Annotated in this window: 17 protein-coding genes and 1 other RNA gene; all 18 read right to left on the reverse strand. The window is 39.8% G+C overall.

Annotated elements, in window-relative coordinates; all coding sequences use genetic code 11:
* Positions 1–786, reverse strand: a 786-nt coding sequence (locus KA531_01410) for a hypothetical protein (GenBank protein ID MBP6005545.1), incomplete at its 3' end; no start/stop codon positions are given.
* A 51-nt stretch (positions 787–837) separates the two neighbouring features.
* Positions 838–2,811, reverse strand: coding sequence for a type I DNA topoisomerase (gene topA, locus KA531_01415; GenBank protein MBP6005546.1), 1,974 nt, complete (start codon positions 2,809–2,811; stop codon positions 838–840).
* 17 nt (positions 2,812–2,828) lie between these two features.
* Positions 2,829–3,752 (reverse strand): DNA-processing protein DprA, encoded by a 924-nt coding sequence (gene dprA / locus KA531_01420; GenBank protein ID MBP6005547.1) that lies wholly within the window; start codon positions 3,750–3,752, stop codon positions 2,829–2,831.
* A gap of 283 nt (positions 3,753–4,035) precedes the next feature.
* Positions 4,036–4,572 carry a hypothetical protein gene (locus tag KA531_01425; GenBank protein MBP6005548.1) on the reverse strand — a complete coding sequence of 179 codons (537 nt, stop codon included), beginning with the start codon at positions 4,570–4,572 and terminating at the stop codon, positions 4,036–4,038.
* Between the two features lie 24 nt (positions 4,573–4,596).
* Entirely contained in the window at positions 4,597–6,063 is a 1,467-nt protein-coding gene (locus tag KA531_01430) for a glutamate--tRNA ligase (GenBank protein ID MBP6005549.1), read from the reverse strand.
* The gene (locus KA531_01435; protein MBP6005550.1) at positions 6,064–7,662 is read right to left on the reverse strand and encodes a DUF4367 domain-containing protein; all 1,599 of its coding nucleotides are present in this window, start codon (positions 7,660–7,662) and stop codon (positions 6,064–6,066) included. It abuts the gene before it with no gap.
* 203 nt (positions 7,663–7,865) lie between these two features.
* Positions 7,866–8,384 (reverse strand): thermonuclease family protein, encoded by a 519-nt coding sequence (locus KA531_01440; protein ID MBP6005551.1) that lies wholly within the window; start codon positions 8,382–8,384, stop codon positions 7,866–7,868.
* On the reverse strand, positions 8,368–9,483 hold the full coding sequence (gene rodA / locus KA531_01445) for a rod shape-determining protein RodA (protein ID MBP6005552.1): 1,116 nt from the start codon (positions 9,481–9,483) through the stop codon (positions 8,368–8,370). The genes KA531_01440 and rodA overlap by 17 nt, the downstream gene beginning before the upstream one ends.
* 6 nt (positions 9,484–9,489) lie before the next feature.
* The gene (locus tag KA531_01450) at positions 9,490–12,378 is read right to left on the reverse strand and encodes an isoleucine--tRNA ligase (protein MBP6005553.1); all 2,889 of its coding nucleotides are present in this window, start codon (positions 12,376–12,378) and stop codon (positions 9,490–9,492) included.
* A 38-nt stretch (positions 12,379–12,416) separates the two neighbouring features.
* Positions 12,417–12,623 (reverse strand): hypothetical protein, encoded by a 207-nt coding sequence (locus KA531_01455; protein ID MBP6005554.1) that lies wholly within the window; start codon positions 12,621–12,623, stop codon positions 12,417–12,419.
* Between the two features lie 474 nt (positions 12,624–13,097).
* On the reverse strand, positions 13,098–13,286 hold the full coding sequence (locus KA531_01460) for a hypothetical protein (GenBank protein MBP6005555.1): 189 nt from the start codon (positions 13,284–13,286) through the stop codon (positions 13,098–13,100).
* Positions 13,287–13,363: 77 nt separating this feature from the next.
* Positions 13,364–14,044 (reverse strand): tRNA (guanosine(46)-N7)-methyltransferase TrmB, encoded by a 681-nt coding sequence (trmB, locus tag KA531_01465; GenBank protein ID MBP6005556.1) that lies wholly within the window; start codon positions 14,042–14,044, stop codon positions 13,364–13,366.
* 2 nt (positions 14,045–14,046) lie between these two features.
* The gene (locus KA531_01470) at positions 14,047–15,813 is read right to left on the reverse strand and encodes an ATP citrate synthase (protein MBP6005557.1); all 1,767 of its coding nucleotides are present in this window, start codon (positions 15,811–15,813) and stop codon (positions 14,047–14,049) included.
* A complete protein-coding gene (locus KA531_01475) occupies positions 15,806–16,945 on the reverse strand; it encodes a hypothetical protein (protein MBP6005558.1) in 1,140 nt (379 codons plus the stop codon). The genes KA531_01470 and KA531_01475 overlap by 8 nt, the downstream gene beginning before the upstream one ends.
* A 101-nt stretch (positions 16,946–17,046) precedes the next feature.
* Positions 17,047–17,658, reverse strand: a complete 612-nt coding sequence (locus KA531_01480) for an NUDIX domain-containing protein (protein MBP6005559.1) — start codon at positions 17,656–17,658, stop codon at positions 17,047–17,049.
* 92 nt (positions 17,659–17,750) lie between these two features.
* The gene (locus KA531_01485) at positions 17,751–19,028 is read right to left on the reverse strand and encodes a hypothetical protein (protein MBP6005560.1); all 1,278 of its coding nucleotides are present in this window, start codon (positions 19,026–19,028) and stop codon (positions 17,751–17,753) included.
* Positions 19,025–20,557 (reverse strand): hypothetical protein, encoded by a 1,533-nt coding sequence (locus KA531_01490; GenBank protein MBP6005561.1) that lies wholly within the window; start codon positions 20,555–20,557, stop codon positions 19,025–19,027. Before KA531_01490 ends, KA531_01485 begins: the two co-directional genes overlap by 4 nt.
* Before the next feature lie 49 nt (positions 20,558–20,606).
* An RNA gene (gene rnpB, locus KA531_01495) (RNase P RNA component class A) lies at positions 20,607–20,944 on the reverse strand.
* Positions 20,945–20,950: the final 6 nt, after the last annotated feature.

Raw genomic sequence — 20,950 nt, forward strand, 5'->3', positions numbered from 1 at the left:
CCGTTTGTCTTTGATCAATTCATTATGCACTGCTTGTGTAGTAACCTGCTTATTATTACCAATTCCTTGAATTTTTTTGGCAATCTCTGAAAAATGCAATGGTTTCTTGGCTTTCTTGAGGGCTATATACATCCTGTCTCGAATAGATCGAGGATTAACACTAGGCCAAACATGTAATCCCCATAATCCATCCAATTCCCTAACCATTCTTGAGCTATTGGCTAAATGCTCTATTGTCTTATTATGATGCTTACTCTCGATTTCAGACAATAACTTTTCAAGTTTAACAGGTTTGTTATAAGTCTTAAGAATACGAATCAGGCTATCATGTAGATCGATAATGTCTTCTGCGCAATAAACTTTTTGATCTAAAACAATACACTCATAAAGATCGTGTTTATCAATCAAAACGAATTCAGGATTTGTTTCAAGCAAAAACTTAAGATTTTGGATGTCATCTTTATTTAAATTCAAGCGTTCTAACAAGGCATCAAAAGCCAAAAGTCCACCAGACTCCTTAAGTAATTCAATCACCTCATCAGAAAGTTGATGCCTATGATCATGAAGATTCTTAAGTCTTTTAGTGGCTGCCTTCTCTATTTGCCTAACCCTCTCCCTAGTAACTCCAAGCTGTTGACCAATCTGCTCAAGCGTATGGTTATCGTTACCAAGAATTGCGAATCTTCTAGCAATAATCTCTCTATCTCGATCTTTTTTAAGAATCGAAAGATACTGACCAACTAGATCAGATAAGAAACTACTATTTATTGAACTAACTTTACTCATAATGGATGTTACATCTATATTTTAGACTATTTAGTAAGATTAATCAATAACTTATTCGCTAGTTTTTATTAAATTTTGCTCTGGAATTTCTTGTTTATTCCAAACTGCATATTTACAATCTGGATAACGCTCGCAACTATAAAATATCTTTCCACGTTTAGTTCGCTTCTCAATTACTTCACCCTGATCACAGTCTGGACACTTTGCAATAGCAGTCTTGACTGAACGCTTATACTTACATTCGGGAAAATTTGAACAAGCGATAAATTGCCCGTATCTCGATTCCCTGATTAGTAATTGACTTTGACACTCTGGACATTTCTCTTCTAGCTCCTGTTTTGGCGCCTGATATCTAGGTATTTGATCTAATCTATCATCTAATGTTTTATGCATTGGATCATAGGTCATCTCTACTACCTGATACCATATTCTCTTACCTTCTGCTACTTGATCGAGTTCTGATTCCATTTTGGCTGTAAAATCTGGATCTACTACAAAATCAAAATTATCGGCTAGTAATTCAGTCACTGGAAAAGCTAATAGGTTGGGCTTAAGCCTGCCTTCTTCCTTCTGAGCATAACGTAATAATAATGTTGAAATAATACTAGCATAAGTAGATGGACGCCCTACACCTAAGCTTTCCAACTCCTTGATCAAAGTAGCTTCACTATAACGAGCAGGTGGCTTGGTGAACTTTTGTTCCATTTCAAGATTTTTTAGCTGTAAATCATTACCAGCCTCAAGTTCAGATAAATCAACAAATTTACCTTTGTCAACCTCAAAAATCTCTTCAAAACCAGGATAGACCCTAATCCTTGCTTCTGATATTAAATCATAGATATTGCCATTATCTACCTTGGCTTCTATTTGTACTTTAAATTTCTGGTAGCGACTTGGCTCCATTCGACTAGCTATTGCCCTGTTGCGAATCAATCGATAGAGTTTCACTGCCTGATTATCAAAATCCTTCAAACCTTCTGGGGTCTTATTAACATCACTAGCTCTAATAGCTTCGTGAGCCTCTTGAGCTCCTTTGGTAGTAGTCTTGAATTGACCTCGCTTCTTATCAGCAATAAGTCCATTCTTATCAAGATACTTCTCAATAGCATCAATGGCATCTTTGCTAATGCTAGTACTATCCGTACGCATATAAGTAATATGACCAGCTTCATAGAGCCTTTGTGCCAACATCATAGTCTGCTTACTACTTAATCCTAGCAACCTTGATGCATCCTGCTGAAGGGTAGATGTCTTATAGGGAGGCAAAGGCTTCTTGATAGATTCCGTAACTATGTTTTTCTTGACTTGATACTTCGCTGTCAAAAGTTCTTGTTCGGAGTCTTTGGCAGAATCACCGTTATTTAGGTACTTTTGATCGGGATCCAATAGCTTGGCTTTGATTGCCTTGATTTGCGAATGATCTAATTCTACCTCAATTGTCCAATATTCTTCTGGCTTGTGAGCAATAATCTGCTTCTCTCTATCGACAATGATCTTCAAAGCTACCGACTGAACCCTGCCTGCAGATAGTCCAGATTTAACCTTTCTCCACAAAACAGGTGAGAGACTGTACCCAACCAATTTATCTAGCACTCTTCTAGCTTGCTGAGCATAGACTAGATCCATATCAATCTGACGATAATTCTTCATTGCACTCTTAATAGCCGTCGGAGTAATCTCTGCAAATGTAATTCTTTTGATCTCGACCTTGTCTCGATCTTTTTTTGGGATCAATTCAGCAACATGCCAGGCAATCGCCTCACCCTCACGATCAAGGTCAGTTGCCAATACTACTTCTTGAGCTCCACTTAAGGCTGCCTTCAATTCTCGGACCTTTTTTGCCTTATCTTTAGGAATAATATACTCAGGCTTGAAATGATCTTCAATATCTATACCCATCTTACTTTTTGGCAGATCTCGAACATGACCAAAACTAGCAACTACTTGATATTTGTAATCCAGAATCTTAGTAATTGTCTTCGCCTTAGCTGGTGACTCTACTACAACTATTTTTTTTGAACTCATAGACTTCATACTACCCTTTAGCCCGAAGCTTGTAAACTCCAAATCCCAGTTTTTGTCTTAGTAATCAAGCCTTTTAACTCCAATTCTACCAATAACCTAGCTGTATTTTTTGCATCCAATTCAAGGGACTGAATAATTTTATCCTGCTCACCTACCCCAGAACTAATTAGATCTAGAATAGCTTGACTAAGCTTATCCAATCTCAAACCAAGCTTACTGCTGACAAGCTGTCCACTAAGCCCTAAATCTTCGAGAATATCATCTACAGAACGAATCAATGTAGCTCCTTGCCTGATTAGCGTATTAGTACCTTCAGATGCTTGACTATTAATTGGACCGGGTACAGCATAAACAGTTTTACCCAAATCAAGTGCCGCATTGACAGTCAAAAATGTTCCACTCTTGATTCCAGCTTCTACTACAATCACCACCTCAGCAAGTGCCGCTATCAGGCGATTACGCATCGGAAAATGCCAAGCCAAAGCTTGCTCTTCCTGTGAGTACTCTGAAATCAGCCCACCACCTGATTGGCAGATCTGGTTAGCTAATCCCTGATTTTGCCTAGGATATATTTTGCCTAAACCTGAGCCCAAAACAGCCAAAGTATACCCAGACAAGCCCAAAACAGCCTGTTGACTAATCATATCTATCCCATATGCCAACCCACTAACCACCCCAAGTCCTGCCCTAACCAAACCTTGAGCAATTTGAATAGATACTGCAGTACCATATCCACTTGGTTTCCTCGTACCAATCATTGCTACCAGGCGGATATCTGATCTCAATGTTCCTCTCAGATATATTTGATCGGGAGGGCTGTATAATTGATGAAAATTATTTGGATAGAGTGAGTGCATCTTTGTCACTCGTTTAATCATCGATAAATCTATTATATAGCAACTTAAAAACAAAACCAACCCAAAATCAAAATCGGTTTTCAATGGGACTCCTTACATGCTGATACCTGTTGGGATAATGTTTCCCAAGAGGACTCCTTGTGAAACAGATTAATTAGGGTTGACATTTTAATGTCAGTATGTTAGAGTGTATTACTGTAATCTGCTGGTAATCCCTAGATCTACCCTCCACTAGGTTTGCTAGCAGATTTAGCCCTCATTAGCTTTCGCGACTATCTATGATAAGACGAGTCGAAAAATCCAACCCAGACTGATGTCTATGAGGTGGGAAAGTTTGTGAGGCGAAATCAGTTAAGAAGCTCGATTCTTAGTTGATTTTGTCAATCACCCTACTAACCAAACTAACTGGATCTGAATCATAGATATTATTGGTACTATCGTATCCTGCATGATCAATAATTACACTAATATTATCGATAATTCCTTTTGAACCAGTAAGAATACCGAGGGGTTTATGATGACCAACTGTAATAGCTATTTCTTCAAGTGTCCCAATCCTACCACTGATCGCAATCACCGCATCTGCCGAGAATATCAAGGGCAAGCTTCTAACAAAATATCCTCCGCTATTAAAGGCAACTGCATCATACTGATCAACCCCATGACCAAACTTATCAATATGGGCTTTATAACTATCCATAGGTGAAAAGCCCATTGCAATCTGTCCATTTTCCGCCCTAAAGCCCTTCAAAACAGCATCTAATACACCTTCACCAATACCGGTTAATAATATTCCACCCCGTTTAGCAATCTCTTGACCAACAATCTCCGCCTGAGTCATTGAATCAGATCTAATATCTTCCGCTACACTACCAATCACGGCTATTTGATACTTTTTGCGCATATTTTTATCCTCCTAATTAATTGACTAGCCAGATTGAACTAGTTTCAATCTGGCTAATGATTCATCTTTGCCCAGTAAAACCATAATATCATAGACCCCCATTGCACCGACCTGGCTAGTCAATCCAGCCCTCAAACTCATCATTACAAATCTAGTATTCAGACCGCTAGCCTGAATAAAATCCTTGATTTGAGTCAATAGTGATTGCTTATCCCAATCATTATTGACTTCAAGAATTCCTATCAATCTCTCTATCACGGTCAAGAATTCTTGTTTTTCTAGATCAAATTGATCAAGGATATCAAGATCAAATTTTGGTCGACGGTAAAGAAAGTAAATCTTATCTAAATATTGCTTAGGGTTGATAATTTTGTCTTTTTCTATTGATAGAACTCTTTCCAAATAATTAATATCGGATGGATCACTCAAGAAACTTTGATCTGACTCCCACTCTGGATCAAAATAATCCCTAAGAAGTGGCTTAAATCTTTCAACCAATTCCGGCATAGTTAAAAGCCTCAACTGTTGCCCATTAAACCAATTAAGCCTTTCTTGGTTGAACATAGCCGGACTGAGCTGTATTGAATTTGGATCAAATGTTTGAACTAATTGATCAAGGCTAAAAATTTCTTGAGTGCTTCCAGGGTTCCAACCAAGTAATGCCAGATAATTAATAATTGCTTCGGGCTGATAACCCTCCTGCTTCAATAGCATCAGATCACTAGCACCAGTACGCTTTGAAAGTTTCTTCTTGTCCTCACCCAGCACTACAGGCAAATGCAAAAAATTCGGAGCATACCAACCAAGTGCTTGATAAACCAATTGGAACTTTGGGGTAGAAGCGATAAATTCTTCTGCTCGAATCACATCACTAATCTGCATCAAATGATCATCGATAATATTTGCAAAGTTATAAGTAGGATATCCATCAGACTTTATCAAAATGAAATCCTCTATGGTACTCAAGCTAACAGACTGCTTACCCCTAAGACCATCTTCCCAATCTACCTTATCTCCAGCTACACTTGAAACTCTAAATCTAATCGGTACATCGACCCTACTATCACCAGATTGATTATCGAAATCCTCGCCTCTAAATACAAAGCTTCTTTTATCCTGTTTGGCCTTTTGCTTAGCCTCCTCTATTACTGATTGATCCAAATCGGAATAATAGGCCAACCCTTGATCAACCAATTCATGAGCAAACTTTTGATAAAGTTTTAGCCTTTCAGATTGTCTATATGGCCCATACTCGCCCCCAATCTCAGGACCTTCATCAGGATTAATCCCCAACCAATTAAAAACTTGGCGCATTTGAGCTTCTGCACCACTGACAAATCTTTGTTGATCAGTGTCTTCAAGCCTCCAAACAAACTGTCCGGATTTGGATTTGGCAAAAAGATAACAAAATAAAGCAGTCCGGATTGAACCCAAATGCAAATAACCCGTTGGACTGGGTGCAAACCTGGTACGAACCGGATAATTACTCATTTAGATATTACTTGCAACCTTAATCAATTGATCCTTAGCTAGTTGACTACTATCCCCTTCTATCCTATACCACAATCCATCCTTGATCCAACTAATCTGATTATCTCCATAGATATACAGGGTCTGACCACCAGTTCTCAGTGCTTGATAGCTATCACTAATGCTACTGATATAGTCTTCAATCAAATCCTGATCTGTCCACTGACTAGCTTGCTGAGAAACGGCCATAGTTGCCCTGTCTGCAGTATTAACCAAACTATAAGTCAAACTATTATCCTCGACTTTAATCTCTCGACTCAATTGCCACCCACTAGGGAGGTATCCAGGAACACTAGTAGCAATCCCTGCCCTAGCTCCAGCAATCTTAAGTGCCAGACTAGGATAATTAACTTGCCAGACATAAACCAAGATTACAGCAAGTGCCAATGCGCTTCCTGCTAATTTAGCAATTCCAGGACTAGGTAGGGCAACTTTACGGGCAAAGAAGTTTGAAAATCTACTCTTTGTATCCCTACCAAGAATACTGGCCTGTTTATTCAAATCTGGCTTCAATCTACTGGTCTTTTCTGATAGATTTGGTTTTATACCATTACCCACTTCGCTAGCCTTAGTGGAAATATTTTTTAATCTGTTACCCAGGCCAGTAGCTGAATCTTTGACTTTACCTAGATAATGTCTTGAGCTGGATTTATTCTTCTTTCTATTGCTATCAACTGCTAAGTCGGCAACTAACTGATTATCGGCAATCATCTGCCCATAATTATCAGTCTGCTGAGTTTCTGAGGGTTGGGACTGATACTCCCAATCCTGATAATTAATATTATTTGCTATCTGGCTAGGATTTTGGTCAGAGTAATAATTATACTGATTTCCTAATTCTGTAGTTGGCTGATAATAATCTACAGTAGACTCAGGGTAACGATCCTCAACTGGGTAGGCTGAAACCGTATCCTGTATAATTTGTTGATGGCCTGAGAATTGATTAGAGTTATTACTAGGAATATCAGTGGCTGGATTTTTACTAAAGCTCTGCTCTAAGTCATTAAATTGATCATCACTTAATACACTGGCAATTTTGGATTCCTGGACTATTGGCGGTTGAGATTGATTAGTGCTTTGATCATTTGTAGACTGAACTGCTGGGTTGACTTGCTGATAGTCGACTGGAATCGGATCAAACTGTTGGGCATAATCCATACTAACATTTTGCGATTTACTTGGTAGAGATAGATTAGTAGCTGTTGATTCTGCCACACCAATCTTCATTGGGTCACTAAATGTAGATGACTGTTGATTGAGATTAGTATCCTCTAATCCTGACCTTTTATCTAGTACCTTATTGGTAGCTCTGAACTGAGTTTGGGGTTGAACATCAACTGATGGCTTCCCGACCATTGGAGCTACTACTGAATGACCACCAACCTGAGAATTCACCCTATTTGACACACTATCCCCCTGTGGTTTATCTGAAAAATTCTGAGACTTAGCCTGAATATTGGCAGTTTTTTCTGTATTACCAAAAGCCTGACCACAAGTGGTACAGTAATCGCGTCCAGCGATTTGGATAACGTTACTACCCTGACAATTATCGCAACTCATAAGCTTTAATAGTATTATATATCAAACCCTTTCGATATCCAAAACAAAATTTCAAAAACCCCAAGACCCCATTTTCTGTCGCGGACTGTCCGCGACTTTTACCATCCTGCCAGATTAGAGATGTCGCGGACTGTCCGCGACACCCGCCACATCCATGGCATATTAATCTTGCACTCACTGTCAAGGCAGAAGGATATTTGGAATTATGCTGGCTGTTTGGTGTTACCACTGCAAGTCTGTTCATTCCAAAGACCTTGACTCTTTATTCTTGCTATCTCCTCACTGACCTTAAAATCAGCTTGGTATAAATAGAGTTGATTATCATAAGTGTACTCATGAGCATACCCCTGCTCTATTAATTCTTGGTTAAAATTCTTACCATCAAGATATACGTAAGCCAACAAGCGTTGATACTTATCGTAATTAGCCACATAAGGATCAGATTCCAGGGTAATCTCTCGACCCTCAAGCCTCTGCCTGCTATACTGACTAGCCTCTGTGCCATAACACTGAACTACCAGCCGAGGGTCTTTGGTCTCCGGTGTGTCTACGCCAATCAGGCGAACTTTTTGGATCTGACCATTCAAACTGACCTCAATAGTATCCCCATCAATTACCTTAAGCACTGTTACTGATTGACTGCTTAGATGGGATTGATTCTTGACCCAAATAAACCCAACCAATAAAGCCAAGCCTAGCAACAACTTAGCTAGCTTGTGCATAAGTTTTCTCCAACTGTTTCTTGCTTCTATAGATATTATTGACAATACCTAGGAGGATGATGCTCAATATCAAACTAGACCCACCCAATGACACCAATGGCAGAGGTAGTCCGGTCACTGGTGCAAGCCCAAGGTTCATGCCGATATTGATGATACTATGAAAAAACCAAAGTCCAGCTATGCCGAGTAACAAAAAGGTAGCTGTTCGTTCGCGAGAATAATTCGCCAGCCAAACAATCCGGATTACAATCCAAAGCTCCATAATTAGCACCATTGCTGCGCCAACGAATCCCAATTTCTCTCCAATCACCGAGTAGATAAAATCAGTATGTTGACTGGGTAGAAAATTGAGTTGCGACTGACTACCAGCGTTGATCCCTTGACCCCCTAGTCCTCCATTACCAATTGCTATTCTAGCCTGACGAACATTATAACCAATTCCCTGAGGGTCACTATCAGGGTTGAGAAAAACCTCTATCCGGTGTTGTTGATATTGATCTAGATATGGATAAGCAACTGGAATCAAAATTAACCCAATGATCATCAAACCCAAAAGGATTTTTTTTGGGAATTTAGAACTAGTTAACATAATCAAATAAATTACCAAAGTCGCCAAAGTAGTACCTAGATCAGGTTGAATTAAAACTAATACTAGAATTGGTAGACTGATCAAGCTGGATCTGATGACAAAACCCAACCTCTGACTATTCTGATAATTCTTGGCAAAATAAACCCCAAGTGAAAGAATGACCGCCAACTTGGCGAACTCCGATGGCTGGAGTTGAATTGGACCAAGATCCAGCCATCGTCTTGCTCCAAAAACCGTAGTGCCAATTAGCTCAACCAAAACTAGGAGCACCAAGGTCAAAAGATAAAAAAGCTTGTGATACCTCGCTACCAATCGGTAATCAAATCTCTGAAGTAATATTGCAACCAAGATACCAATCAAAAAATATACCATTTGTTTGACCACATCAATCACTCCAATTGTTGACCCCCCTAGGGCTGAAGCCATCAATACGCTTATACTAATCAGTATCAAGACTGATGCTGGTAGAACTATCAACCAATCAAATCTAAAGTTTTTAATAAGCCTCATCTAGGCTTAACTTTTTGTTATTAAGATTCTCACCACCTGCTCACCTAGTTCAAATTGATTATTAGGGTTGCTCAACTTGGCAAAATCAATCTGATCTGCCAGCACTTCAGTTGATATTACCCCTTCGAATTCCTTGATCGCAAGACTTACAGTCTCTGACTCAGTGTCTACCATCAACTTAATTCTATCGGTGACCTCCAGGTCTAATTTCTTACGGGTAGATTGGACTTGGCGAACCAGATCTCTAATCATCCCCTCGGCTATTAGTCGATCAGTTAACTCCAGATCAACTAAAATATCTTGGTCAAGCTGATCATCCTCCTTGACCTGCTTAAGATTCAACTCATCAGTCAATATCTCAATCAACTCCTGATTTAGCCCAAAATTCGTCCTAACTTTAGCGCTTGCCAAGGGTTGTCTGAGCTTAATACCAGCTTTTGCCCTTTGGGCCAAACCTTCAGTCACCAAGTCTCTCAAGCGAATCATCTGACTCAGGATCTCTTGATCTGGCTCAACAACCAATGGCCAACTTACCAAATGAACAGATTCTAAACTACCTCCAACCCCCTGCATCAACTGTCCATAAAGGTACTCACTGATAAAGGGAGACCAAGGTGCCATCAATTTGGTAATCTCCACCAAAACATAGTGCAAAGTCTGATAAGCTTGATTTTTATCTTGATCATTATCAGATTTCCAGAATCTTTTACGGGATCTACGAATATACCAGTTGGACAAATCGTCGATTAGTTTGACTAATGGAGATGTTGCATTAAAAAATTGGTAATCATCCATTGCTTGAACAATCTCTTGGTTTGTCTGGTCTAATCTTGCCAGGATCCAATTGTCTAGCGGACTAATTAGCTTGGTGGGCCTAATGAGTTGATCTGGCTGATAACTATCTATCTCGGCATACAGTGTCAGAAAACTTACCGAGGCATATAGAGTCATCATCACATTACGTTTGATAGTTGCCAAATCTTTCTCAATAAACTTAATAGATTGACCATTAGTAGCTGCTGAGTTGAGCAAATAAAACCTCAAACTATCTGCTCCAAATTGGTTGATTACTTCTTCGGGGTCATTATAGTTTTTGAGTTTCTTTGACAACTTCTTACCATCACTGGCCAAAACCAAACCATTAACTACTACATTTTCAAAAGCTGGACGATCATAAAGTATTGCCGCAAGAACATGTAGAGTATAAAACCAACCCCTTGTCTGGTCTTGACCTTCAGCGATAAACTTAGCTGGAAAACTTTTATCGAATAAGTCCTTATTTTCAAATGGATAATGAATAGAGGCATAAGGCATAGCGCCAGATTCAAACCAACAATCAAATACTTCCTCCACCCTAGTAGCTACTCCACCAGAAGGAGTCCTCAGTTTAATATTATCGATTCCCGGACGATGTAAATCCAGCTCCTCGATCGGCTCTACCGAAAGTTTTCGCAATTCAGCTAGGCTTGAAACTACGACATACTCACCTGTCTCTTTACAGTGCCAAATTGGAATAGGTGAACCCCAATATCGATTTCGAGAGACAGCCCAGTCCCTAGCACCAGCCAGCCAATTACCAAACCTTCCATCCTTGAAGTGTTCAGGTATCCAGCGAATATCCTGGTTGGAGTGAACCAATTTCTCTCGCAATTTTGATACCTCAATATACCAAGTATCCACTACATAATAAATGAGTGGACTATCACAGCGCCAACAAAAAGGATAGGTATGGCGAATCTGTTTCGATTCAAATACAAGATCTCGACCTTCCAGCTCCTCAATCACCAGCTTATCAGCATCCTTGACGAACACTCCAGCAAAGTCAGTATAATCAGCCATCATCCCATGTTGGTCTACTGATATTAAGACTGGCAAATCATATTCTTTGGCAAGTGTATTATCATCTTCACCAAAAGCCGGTGCGATATGGACTAATCCACTACCCTCTTCCATTGAAACAAAATCTCCAGGATAAAGTCTATAGACCCGATCTAGTTGCTCAGAATCAAGCTGACTATCTGCAGGATACAATGCCTGATACTCTTGACCAATCAAATCCTGACCAAGATACTGGTCTACTACTTTGTAATCTTGCTTACCAAGCAACCCTAGCCTTTCTTCTGCTAGGATCAAAAACTGATCATCAATCTTGACCTTAAAATAGGTTTGACTGGGAGAAATTGCGATTGCTAGATTGCCTGGTAAAGTCCAAGGAGTAGTAGTCCAAACTAAGAAATAGGTATTTTCCTGATTCTTCAAAGGAAACTTAACTACCAAGCTAGGATCTTTGACATTATCCTTGTAGCCTTGATTGAGCTCAAAATTTGACAATGGTGTAGCACAACGTGGACAATAGCCTGTCGGTCTCTGTCCTTGATAGACAAGACCCTGCTTATAAGCCTCACTAAATACCCACCAAACACTTTCGATATAGTTATCATCGAGAGTAGCATAATAATCCTCACTATCAGCCCAACGACCCAGTCTAGTAAACAATTTCTCCCATTGATCCTTGTATTTAAAAACACTAGCTCTACAAGCTTGATTGAAATTGGCAATTCCGACCCTCTCCTCTATATCTCGCTTATTCTTGATACCTAATTCTTTTTCAATTTTGGTTTCAACCGGCAATCCATGACAATCCCAACCTAGCCTTCTCGGTACATAATGTCCGCGCATTGTTTCATAACGACCAAAAGCATCCTTGATCGCAGTTACTAGATTGTGACCAAAGTGTGGCAACCCGTTGGCAAAAGGTGGACCATCATAGAAGCTATAGACTTCTCCTCCCTTAGTCTTGTCTAGACTTTTTTCAAATATCTTATTGTCTTGCCAGAACTTTATTATTTGATTTTCTAGCTGATCAGGCTGGTAATTAGGAATTTTCTTCATCATTATATCTTACCTCAAACTTTTATGAACTACAAAAATATTCACTGCCCCTGGAGCAAATCGAGAGCAAAGCACAATTCCTCAAGCCTTTGACCCTGATCTGGATCATTGATCTCCAGCACCTGCTTACAATCTAGATTTTCAAGCAAGCTCAAAAGAATTGGTTGAGTTTCAGTACTGACAACAATCGACTTGTCTTGGCCATCTCTTGTTTGGTAATTGATCTTGAGGGGACTCTTTGGGTTCATTTTTTCCTTTCAAACAAAAACCCCGCCTTAGTTGGCGGGGTTTTGCTTATTTATCTTATTTTATTTGATTCTAGACAACAAACTCCCGCCGTTTGACAATCACGGCTTTGAGAATTATCGCTAGAATCACTCGTCGCATATTAATATATTAACCCTTTAAACTATACTAGTCAAGAATGACTTATTCGCTTACATCAGGACGCTCTTGGTGTGTTCTTATAAAAATTTGGTCTCTTCCATCTTCTAGGCGATGTCTTCCTGGGAAAAACCCAGTTACCCCAGAGGTATTATTGTCAAATACCTCCCTAAATAGTATGTCTGAATTTTGTTGGCTTATGCGCACAGCGCTTATCCCAGTAAACCCTTTCTCTTCAAGCTCGAAATGGATTATTATATCTTCCGTGGAAATCCGTAGCTCTGTTATTACCAAATCATTGACAGCATTGCTCTGATTGATAAACCCGTATAAAAAGCTCAGAAGATTCTGCGCTGTACAAAATATACCATACCACTCTCTACCCTCTTCTTTTCCAAAACTACTATCCGGGGATGTATAACAAATTCTTCAGCTATCTCCTCCCGTGCAAATAGTCCCCCTATAGATTCCTCTATTGCATCTTCTTTTTCACTATCTTCACCTGTTTTTAGCTCAAATTTGCTCATCCTGCCCCTTATTAATAACCTTAATGATACCATGTATTACAATATGTAGCAACTGTAACGTATTCATCCTCCTCCACTCAATGTATAGTCACGATCATCCCAATCCCCCCTCCTTTATCCCGAGCCTTAGCTTCAAAATACGTTTCTATCCTAGACCCCTGGGGCAAAGATTGCTGACTGACTAGATCAATATCTACTACTTCCTTGATAATTTCCCAGTCTGGACTCACCTCCAACTGTTCCAAGCTATACTGATATAACTCCGTGCTATCAGTCTTGAGAATTACCTCTCCGCCTGGCCTTAGAATCTCTCGATAAATATCTAAAAATCTAGGATGAGTCAAGCGGTGCTTGGCATTTCTCTTCTTTGGTTGAGGATCAGGAAATGTTAGCCAGATCTGGTCAACTGTATTTGGGGCAAAATATTCCCCTAGCTCTCGTACATTACCCCTGACTAGTGTCAAGTTGGTGATTTGTTCTTCGATAATCCTCTGACCAGCCCGCCAAAGTCTTTCCCCCTGAATATCCAAAGCAACATACAATCTTTGGCGATTAATCTTAGCCAGACCAACGCTGAGATCAGCACTACCACAACCTAGCTCCAAAACTACCTCTTGACCATTATTCGAAATCAATCTCTGTAGCCTAGATATCTGATTAACCCTATCAGATTCTGATTCAGTTCTATCCTTCATTAAATCATAATAAAAAGGATACTGACTGACTTCTAAAAAACGAGCTAGTTTTTTCCGAGCCAAATCTAATATGGGTTATTTATGATAGGATTATCCCACTCAGGATGTCTGTACAGTGGCTGATTCAACAATTTCTGATCAATATGATGAGCAATTAGCCCCATACTCCTAGCCCAAATAAAAAATCCATTGAATAAATCTGCCTCTATATAAGCCTGAATTCCTTCTTGATCAATCCCGATGTCCTGCATAATATCGAGTAAACAGACAGCCAAGGCTCCATCAACATTGAGGATCAAATTGTCTTTCTTGCGCAAGGTAATATTTTCAACCTCCAAGGCAAGATCCAGATGTGGACTAGTAGACAAGTTATCCTTCAATGAATCGATTAGTTGCTTGGTTCTCAAATCAGGATTGGTTCGGGAATATTTTCGATGCCCTATCCCTGGTATCAACACTTTGTCTTGCTTCATCTTACTGACAAATTCTTCTGGGCTCAGCCCTTGACTAACTGCCATTGAGAAATAAGTTGCAGCACCTGTGATTGCACCCCCAAACCTCGGTCCAATTGTCAAAAGTCCACTTGCAAGCGAGCTTGCCAGATCTTTGCCAGCCCTTGCAGTCACGATCGTATTATGAGCACCACTGACCAATGGGCCATGATCAATTATCAATTTAAGTGCTAGCTCTATCCAATCAGCCTGCCACTCTTTGACTGGTCTTCTGAGCCAAAGACTGGCAATAATCTCACCAAATCCTTGTTTGCTGCCAGCTTGATAATCATAATCAACAGTCGAGACAATGCTAGGCGTATAACGCAAATCTCCTATTGCCATCGCTTGATTAAAATCTTGATAATAGTGGCTAATCGAGCGTGTATTGTCCAAAAATCCCTGACTCCTAATCGTCTTAGCCAAATCTTGATATTTTCTAACTACCAAGACCCCAGCTTCTCTGAGCCTATCTAGCTTATAATCTGGCTTCTCTTGCTCTTGATTGGCCTTAGCACCAGCGTGACCAAACTGAATCTCCCGATCAAGACCCTCCGACTCAGAGCCAATGATATGGCAAATTACTGCCTTATCGGTAGGATGACCTTTTAGATACTTAGCTACCTGATTTTCTTGAACTCCTCCAATCTCACCCAGGATAACTACTAGCTTGATTTGAGGATTATCAATCATCCTAGCCAAATGATCGACTAATCTACTAGCTGGATAACGATCTCCACCAATGGCTACTGCTTCATTGACCCCATCACTATTCTTATCAATCATTGTCATCAGCTCATTGAGCATTCCTCCAGACTTTGAGATCAACCCAACACTCCCAGCCTGATCCAGCCTAGTCCTTAGGATATTTTCAATGGTTCCTCCAGCATGGCTGATTTTGAATTTGCCAGCAATCAGAGCCCCCACACTCGCCGGTCCAATTATTGTCACTTCCTTCTCTAGGGCAAGCTTTGCAATCTTCCTAGCTTCTCTTTCGTTAACCCCTTCAGCCAAAATTGCAACGAACTTCAAATATTTATTTTCCAACATTTCTAGTGTAGCTTGATAGGCTGACCTCGAAGATGCCATATTGACCCCAATTCTGGCCTTTAACCCTGCCTCGAGTGCCTGTTCGACTGATTTGAAGGTCGGCAAAATAATATCAAGCTTTCCCCATTTATAGACTTGCTGAGTCCGACTAATAGGATCGATCACTGCAACAATGCTAGGTTGCTGCTTTTTGACCAGATTGTCGTAGTCGAGCATCGTCTGGATTGCTTGCTTGTGCTGACCATAGACGATTACTTGATCGCTGTAGTCAAACTGGAATGGCCTACTCATTTAAATATTCCTCAAAGGTATCTGGTATCTCTACCTCTAGCCCATAAACATGGTTACTAATGCCCGCATCATCAAGAAAATCCTTGATCTTCCTAAGCCCAATCTGATCATTAGGACCTCCCCTGCGGACAATCACTGTAATACCTTGTTTTATCATCTCACTCTTTAAGTCCTCCAATGCTTGTATTATACCCGTAAAAGTCCTAGCTACATCAGTGAAATTCGCGTTCCCACCTGCAATCAACAAGATTTTAGACTTGGCCTTACTATCAAGCATTGCCTTGATCGCCAGTTTGGCATATTGATAAGTTTCTTCTATGCTTGGATTCCCACTGTATTCACCGTAAAATCCAATCTGGTCAATTCTAAACTTATCTGAAATCAAATCAAAATAAACTATACTCGCACCACCTCCTGCAATCATTGGCCAAACCCGGCCATCTGGATTCAGGGTAGTATATTTGAGAGAAGCTCCACTCAAATGATCTAGTTGACTAATTGCCTGTTCGATTGGACTAGTGGCATTGTGATTCTCGTACAGATAGTTATCCCCCGCTTCAGAGTCCAAGCGAGCCTTAAAATCCAATGGCACTAAGCCTCGATCAGTTACTGCCAAAGGATTGATTTCCAAAAAAGCCATCCCACTATCTACAAAAAAGCGATAATAATCTCTAATTTCCTGATAATACTGATGACCCTTCAGAGCATCGAGCTCCTGGTCATCCAAGCCTATCTGATACTGCTCGATCTTGTCCCAATTGTCCTCAATCTCTATCCCACCTTGCCTGCTAAATCGTATCAAATCATACTCTGGCATAGTCTCAAATGATAGATAGCACTCCTGATCATGCTTGATAAATGGCTGAACTATAAAACTATCTGCCATCGACCCAATATTGTCGGTAATGAATTTTTTGACTTTCTCTAGATCAATACCTACCCTGATCATTCCTCTTTTCATCCTACCTGAGACTAAGGTATCTGCTTTGACTACATATCTTGTCTCATGATCCAAGTGTTCAAGCAACCGAAGATCCTCCATAGAGCTAACTAAGATCGAAGAATTATTGAGCCCAAAGGATTTTGTATATAATTCTCTAGATTGTGACTCTGTAATATTGATCTGTGCCATCAAACAACCATTTTAGCACAGACAGTATGGCCAGTGATATTGACAAATATTATTTGATAACCTTGGCAAATACTTCCACAGCTTAGTCACCTATTAGTCTATTAATCATCCCAGAATATTTGATACTGATCAGGATTAGCCAATAAATCCCTAAGTTCATCAATCCTGTCAGCTAATATATATTTCTCAAATAATCTTGGGGGATGAACGAATTGATCCTCACGAATCATCTGAATAATCTCTTCCAAGCTATAATCCTGAACTGTCAAGCTCTCACCAGACCCTAATTGAGGTTCAACCCACTTGATCTCAACCCTAGCGATTACCTGATGGAAAAACCACTCCATAGTACCCATCCGATATGTCATTACATGATAATATTCTTTCATCGACAGACCTGCTTCTTCCCTTAGCTCTCTTTTGGCAGCCCCGATAATTGACTCATTATCTTCTCTAGTACCCGAAAGTATCACTTGTCCCTTAACTCCCCAATGGGGTTGACCCTCATTACCTATCAAAATCCTACCATTATCAAGAACTGGGATGATGCTGACAGTGTCAGGTCTTTGTATGACTGTAAAATCTCTTGAATTACCCTGATAATCCAACAATGGTACGTTAAATATCTTAAACAAATACTCTTCGCCTACCAATCTAGCCCCTGGCTCCCTGCTAAACCTCTTGATACTTTTTGGTAACCTTCCGACGCTCATTACAAAACTAATTATACATCAAACTGCGCCTGATAATCCATCCTAGATCTTCATCTATAGACAGAACTAGTTAGTCAATTCAGGCAGAATGGCTAGCGACCTAAGACCAGAGCTACTTCGCCCGTGGGCAGCTGACAGAAGTTAGTCTGGGGATTAAGTAAGTCTTCAAAAATATTACCAGTCAATACTAAATCTTCTACAGGCTTATAACTATCACCATCCAATAGTAATCCATGAGGAGCAGGCAAAGAATAGTCTCCAGTAATTGCCTGAGCAGTATGTATCCCTAACGCTGAAGGGATGACCATACAGGGCTTGTTGCCAGAAACAATATCAGACCACTTGAGTAAAGGACCCGAGAATGCTTCGCCCAAACTGTCTAGGTGTATAGCTGGTAGATGATATTTACTTGCTAGTTTCAAATCTAAGATTGGCGAATTGAGCTTTCCTCCTTTGATCAGAGCAAGCTTTTTGCCAGTGATTCCCCCAGAACCAAAATTATAACTACGATAACTATAATCGATCAGTTGATCAATCGTAATATCAAAATCTGGATGAGCTACCAACTTATTACCAAAATCCTTAAACTCAAACCTTGATTGACCTGACTCCAGATTTGTCCCCAATAAATTAGCTAACAATAATTGATCTAGTAGCTCTTCCCAGCATCCTGACAGTAGGACTATCTTCGCCTTTTTAATTATTGAATCCTGGTAATTAATAGGCTTAACTTGATAGCTCTGATTGAGTTGACCATAATATTTTAGTCTTTCAATGGTACTATCGATACCAATTGGAACTAATGATCTCTGACTAAATCCGACCCTACTATCCATATCTATCAATACAGTCTCATGAGTATATTGATCTTGCCAGCTAACCCCCTCTGAATTAATCAATCGATACTGACTAAATTCAATCCCTCTTAATCCATAATTTGTTTGACTAAAACTTTTTACCAACCCAGATATCTTCTTGATCTCGCTAACCCTAATAGCAAAATCTTGACCCCAGGCTTTAAGCTGTAATGGATCAAACAACTTAACATAATTCTCAAGAATCGAACTAGCAAAAACCATGGGGGTTTTACTCAAATATGCCATTTGCTTAGCCCTAGCCTCTACCTCCATAATGCTTGGTAGGTATCCAAATTCAAGCTTTGCCTGCTTTTGATCTATTAATCTTAATCTAATCTCAACCCGTGTGATCTGACTATGCTTAATTGGATCATAAAGATCAGCAAAATAATCTTGATCAAAACCTACTCTAATTTTTTGATTATTTTCTAAAAATATTTGGTAACCCTCTACTAGCTTAGACTTCTCTAAACCCTCTATTAATCCTTCTAGATTCTGACCAGCAATTATCATGCTAAGCTAACCTCTAGATCTTTTTTCAACAACAAATACTGATGTGATCCTGCATCAACTGGTACCAATTGACCGGCTTTACCACAATATCCACTAGAACTCTTGGTCTCTAGCTTGCCAAAACCATACTCTACGCTATTAAGAGCGCTATCAACCTTACCAGAAAAACTAACTGGCTTACAGACCTTGTAACCTTTAGGGTTCAATAGATAAACATAGCTCGTGCCAAACATAAAGCTTCCTTCCTTTGTTTCAACCTGACCTCCTGGACAACCAAGTATTAAAATTATCTCTGGATAACTCTCAAACCAACCATTTTCAAGTAGGAATTTTTGGATTCGAGCAGGCTGATATCTGGTAAAGTCACCCTTGATCACCCTAGATTCTTCTAGTTCTATATAGGTATTAGACATCCTAGGGACTGCTACGCTTTGATAATCTTGGCTTCTCTCGGAATTAGTATTTCTTAAAGCCTTAGTCAAATCAGAAGAAACCAAATCACCCAAACCATCCTCTACCCTGCCCTTAACAATCAAGTTAGCTCTCTTCCTAATATTACCGAATCCGCTATAGGGAACAAACCCATGCCACTTATCAGCCTGGTAATCAACCAAGTTAAGATACGGCCTAGCAAATGTTGCTCCTACCTGATAATTCCCTTGTCGATCCCCTAGGATGCTTGACTTTTGTAAGACATGGTCTAGCTCAGAAGCATGACCAAAAGCTTCATGCGCTAATGTACCGCTCAGATCAGAATCTATTAATAAATTATAATTACCAGGAGATAGTTCTTCGGCTCCAAATTGATCAACTAATAGTCCTATTTCAAATTGAATATTAGTCAAGAACTGGTCAAGAGTTTCTTCCAATTCTGAATAGCTATTAGCTAAGTGTTTCAAGTAACCACTTAGCTGTTCGCCTGATTTGGTCAATGTAATTTGCATTACTACTCTTGCTCTACCTAGTTCATATCCGATATCAGTACCATCACTTCTAATGATTCGCCAAGCCTCAGATTCCAGAGTCAAACCCAGGCTTTGGTGGACTTGGATGTCTTGATCAGTAATCGAATTCTTAGTATATTTGGCAACTGATAAAAGTAACCTTTTGGCCTCAGCGCTATCTACTTGATTAGGTTCCAAGTCTGTATATAGTTTATATTCCTCCCAATCCGAGATCTGATCACCTACCTCTTGTTCCAACTTTGCAAGTCTTGAGCTCAATTTCGAATCTGGATAATTATCTAATTTACTGATTTCAACTTGTAATCTCTCAGCTATCTGAGCTAAATCATTACCTACAACAAATCCCAAATGCTGACCTTTGATAATATAGATACTTACTCCGATATCACTACTTGAATCGGCTGAACTAATCTCTTGATTACTATAGCGCCATCTTCTTTCTTCAAGCGATTGAAAGCGAATTATTAGATAACAATTTGCTTTTTTACCAATATTAAGCAACCTTTTAGTTAATTGATCTATATGATCATTATTAAGACTAGAATTTAGGCGTATTTTATCCATTCACCCATCATATCGCAGACCTTAATAAACCCAAAATATAAGCCCTCTTATGGGGTAGTTGGCTATAAGCCGAATTCTGTCTAGTACATAATGTACCTGGATAATCATTTATCTTAGCGTCATATCCCTAATTCAGTTACCTGAACTAGACGGCGAGCAACCTGGATCCATTAGACTTGCAGCAGACAGGGTTTACCCCTAGACCATGTCACCATGACCTATTGTGAGCTCTTACCTCACTCTTTTCACCCTTACCCAAATAGGGCGGTATTGTTTCTGTGGCACTTTCCCTAGGATTACTCCCGGTCACCGTTAGTGACTGTCTTTGCTCTGAGCTGTTCGGACTTTCCTCTACTTTAGAAAAATAGCGATCATCCACCAACTACCAGTTCA

The sequence above is a fragment of the Candidatus Saccharibacteria bacterium genome (genome assembly GCA_017983775.1).
Taxonomy (GTDB): Bacteria; Patescibacteriota; Saccharimonadia; order JAGOAT01; family JAGOAT01; genus JAGOAT01.

Excerpts from the sequence above, each read along its gene's own strand:
- topA (MBP6005546.1), bottom strand. The coding sequence starts at position 2,811 with ATGAGTTCAAAAAAAATAGTTGTAGTAGAGTCACCAGCTAAGGCGAAG.
- KA531_01425 (MBP6005548.1), bottom strand. The coding sequence starts at position 4,572 with ATGCGCAAAAAGTATCAAATAGCCGTGATTGGTAGTGTAGCGGAAGAT.
- KA531_01430 (MBP6005549.1), bottom strand. The coding sequence starts at position 6,063 with ATGAGTAATTATCCGGTTCGTACCAGGTTTGCACCCAGTCCAACGGGT.
- KA531_01435 (MBP6005550.1), bottom strand. The coding sequence starts at position 7,662 with ATGAGTTGCGATAATTGTCAGGGTAGTAACGTTATCCAAATCGCTGGA.
- KA531_01440 (MBP6005551.1), bottom strand. The coding sequence starts at position 8,384 with ATGCACAAGCTAGCTAAGTTGTTGCTAGGCTTGGCTTTATTGGTTGGG.
- rodA (MBP6005552.1), bottom strand. The coding sequence starts at position 9,483 with ATGAGGCTTATTAAAAACTTTAGATTTGATTGGTTGATAGTTCTACCA.
- KA531_01450 (MBP6005553.1), bottom strand. The coding sequence starts at position 12,378 with ATGATGAAGAAAATTCCTAATTACCAGCCTGATCAGCTAGAAAATCAA.
- KA531_01455 (MBP6005554.1), bottom strand. The coding sequence starts at position 12,623 with ATGAACCCAAAGAGTCCCCTCAAGATCAATTACCAAACAAGAGATGGC.
- KA531_01460 (MBP6005555.1), bottom strand. The coding sequence starts at position 13,286 with ATGAGCAAATTTGAGCTAAAAACAGGTGAAGATAGTGAAAAAGAAGAT.
- KA531_01470 (MBP6005557.1), bottom strand. The coding sequence starts at position 15,813 with ATGAGTAGGCCATTCCAGTTTGACTACAGCGATCAAGTAATCGTCTAT.
- KA531_01475 (MBP6005558.1), bottom strand. The coding sequence starts at position 16,945 with ATGGCACAGATCAATATTACAGAGTCACAATCTAGAGAATTATATACA.
- KA531_01480 (MBP6005559.1), bottom strand. The coding sequence starts at position 17,658 with ATGAGCGTCGGAAGGTTACCAAAAAGTATCAAGAGGTTTAGCAGGGAG.
- KA531_01485 (MBP6005560.1), bottom strand. The coding sequence starts at position 19,028 with ATGATAATTGCTGGTCAGAATCTAGAAGGATTAATAGAGGGTTTAGAG.
- KA531_01490 (MBP6005561.1), bottom strand. The coding sequence starts at position 20,557 with ATGGATAAAATACGCCTAAATTCTAGTCTTAATAATGATCATATAGAT.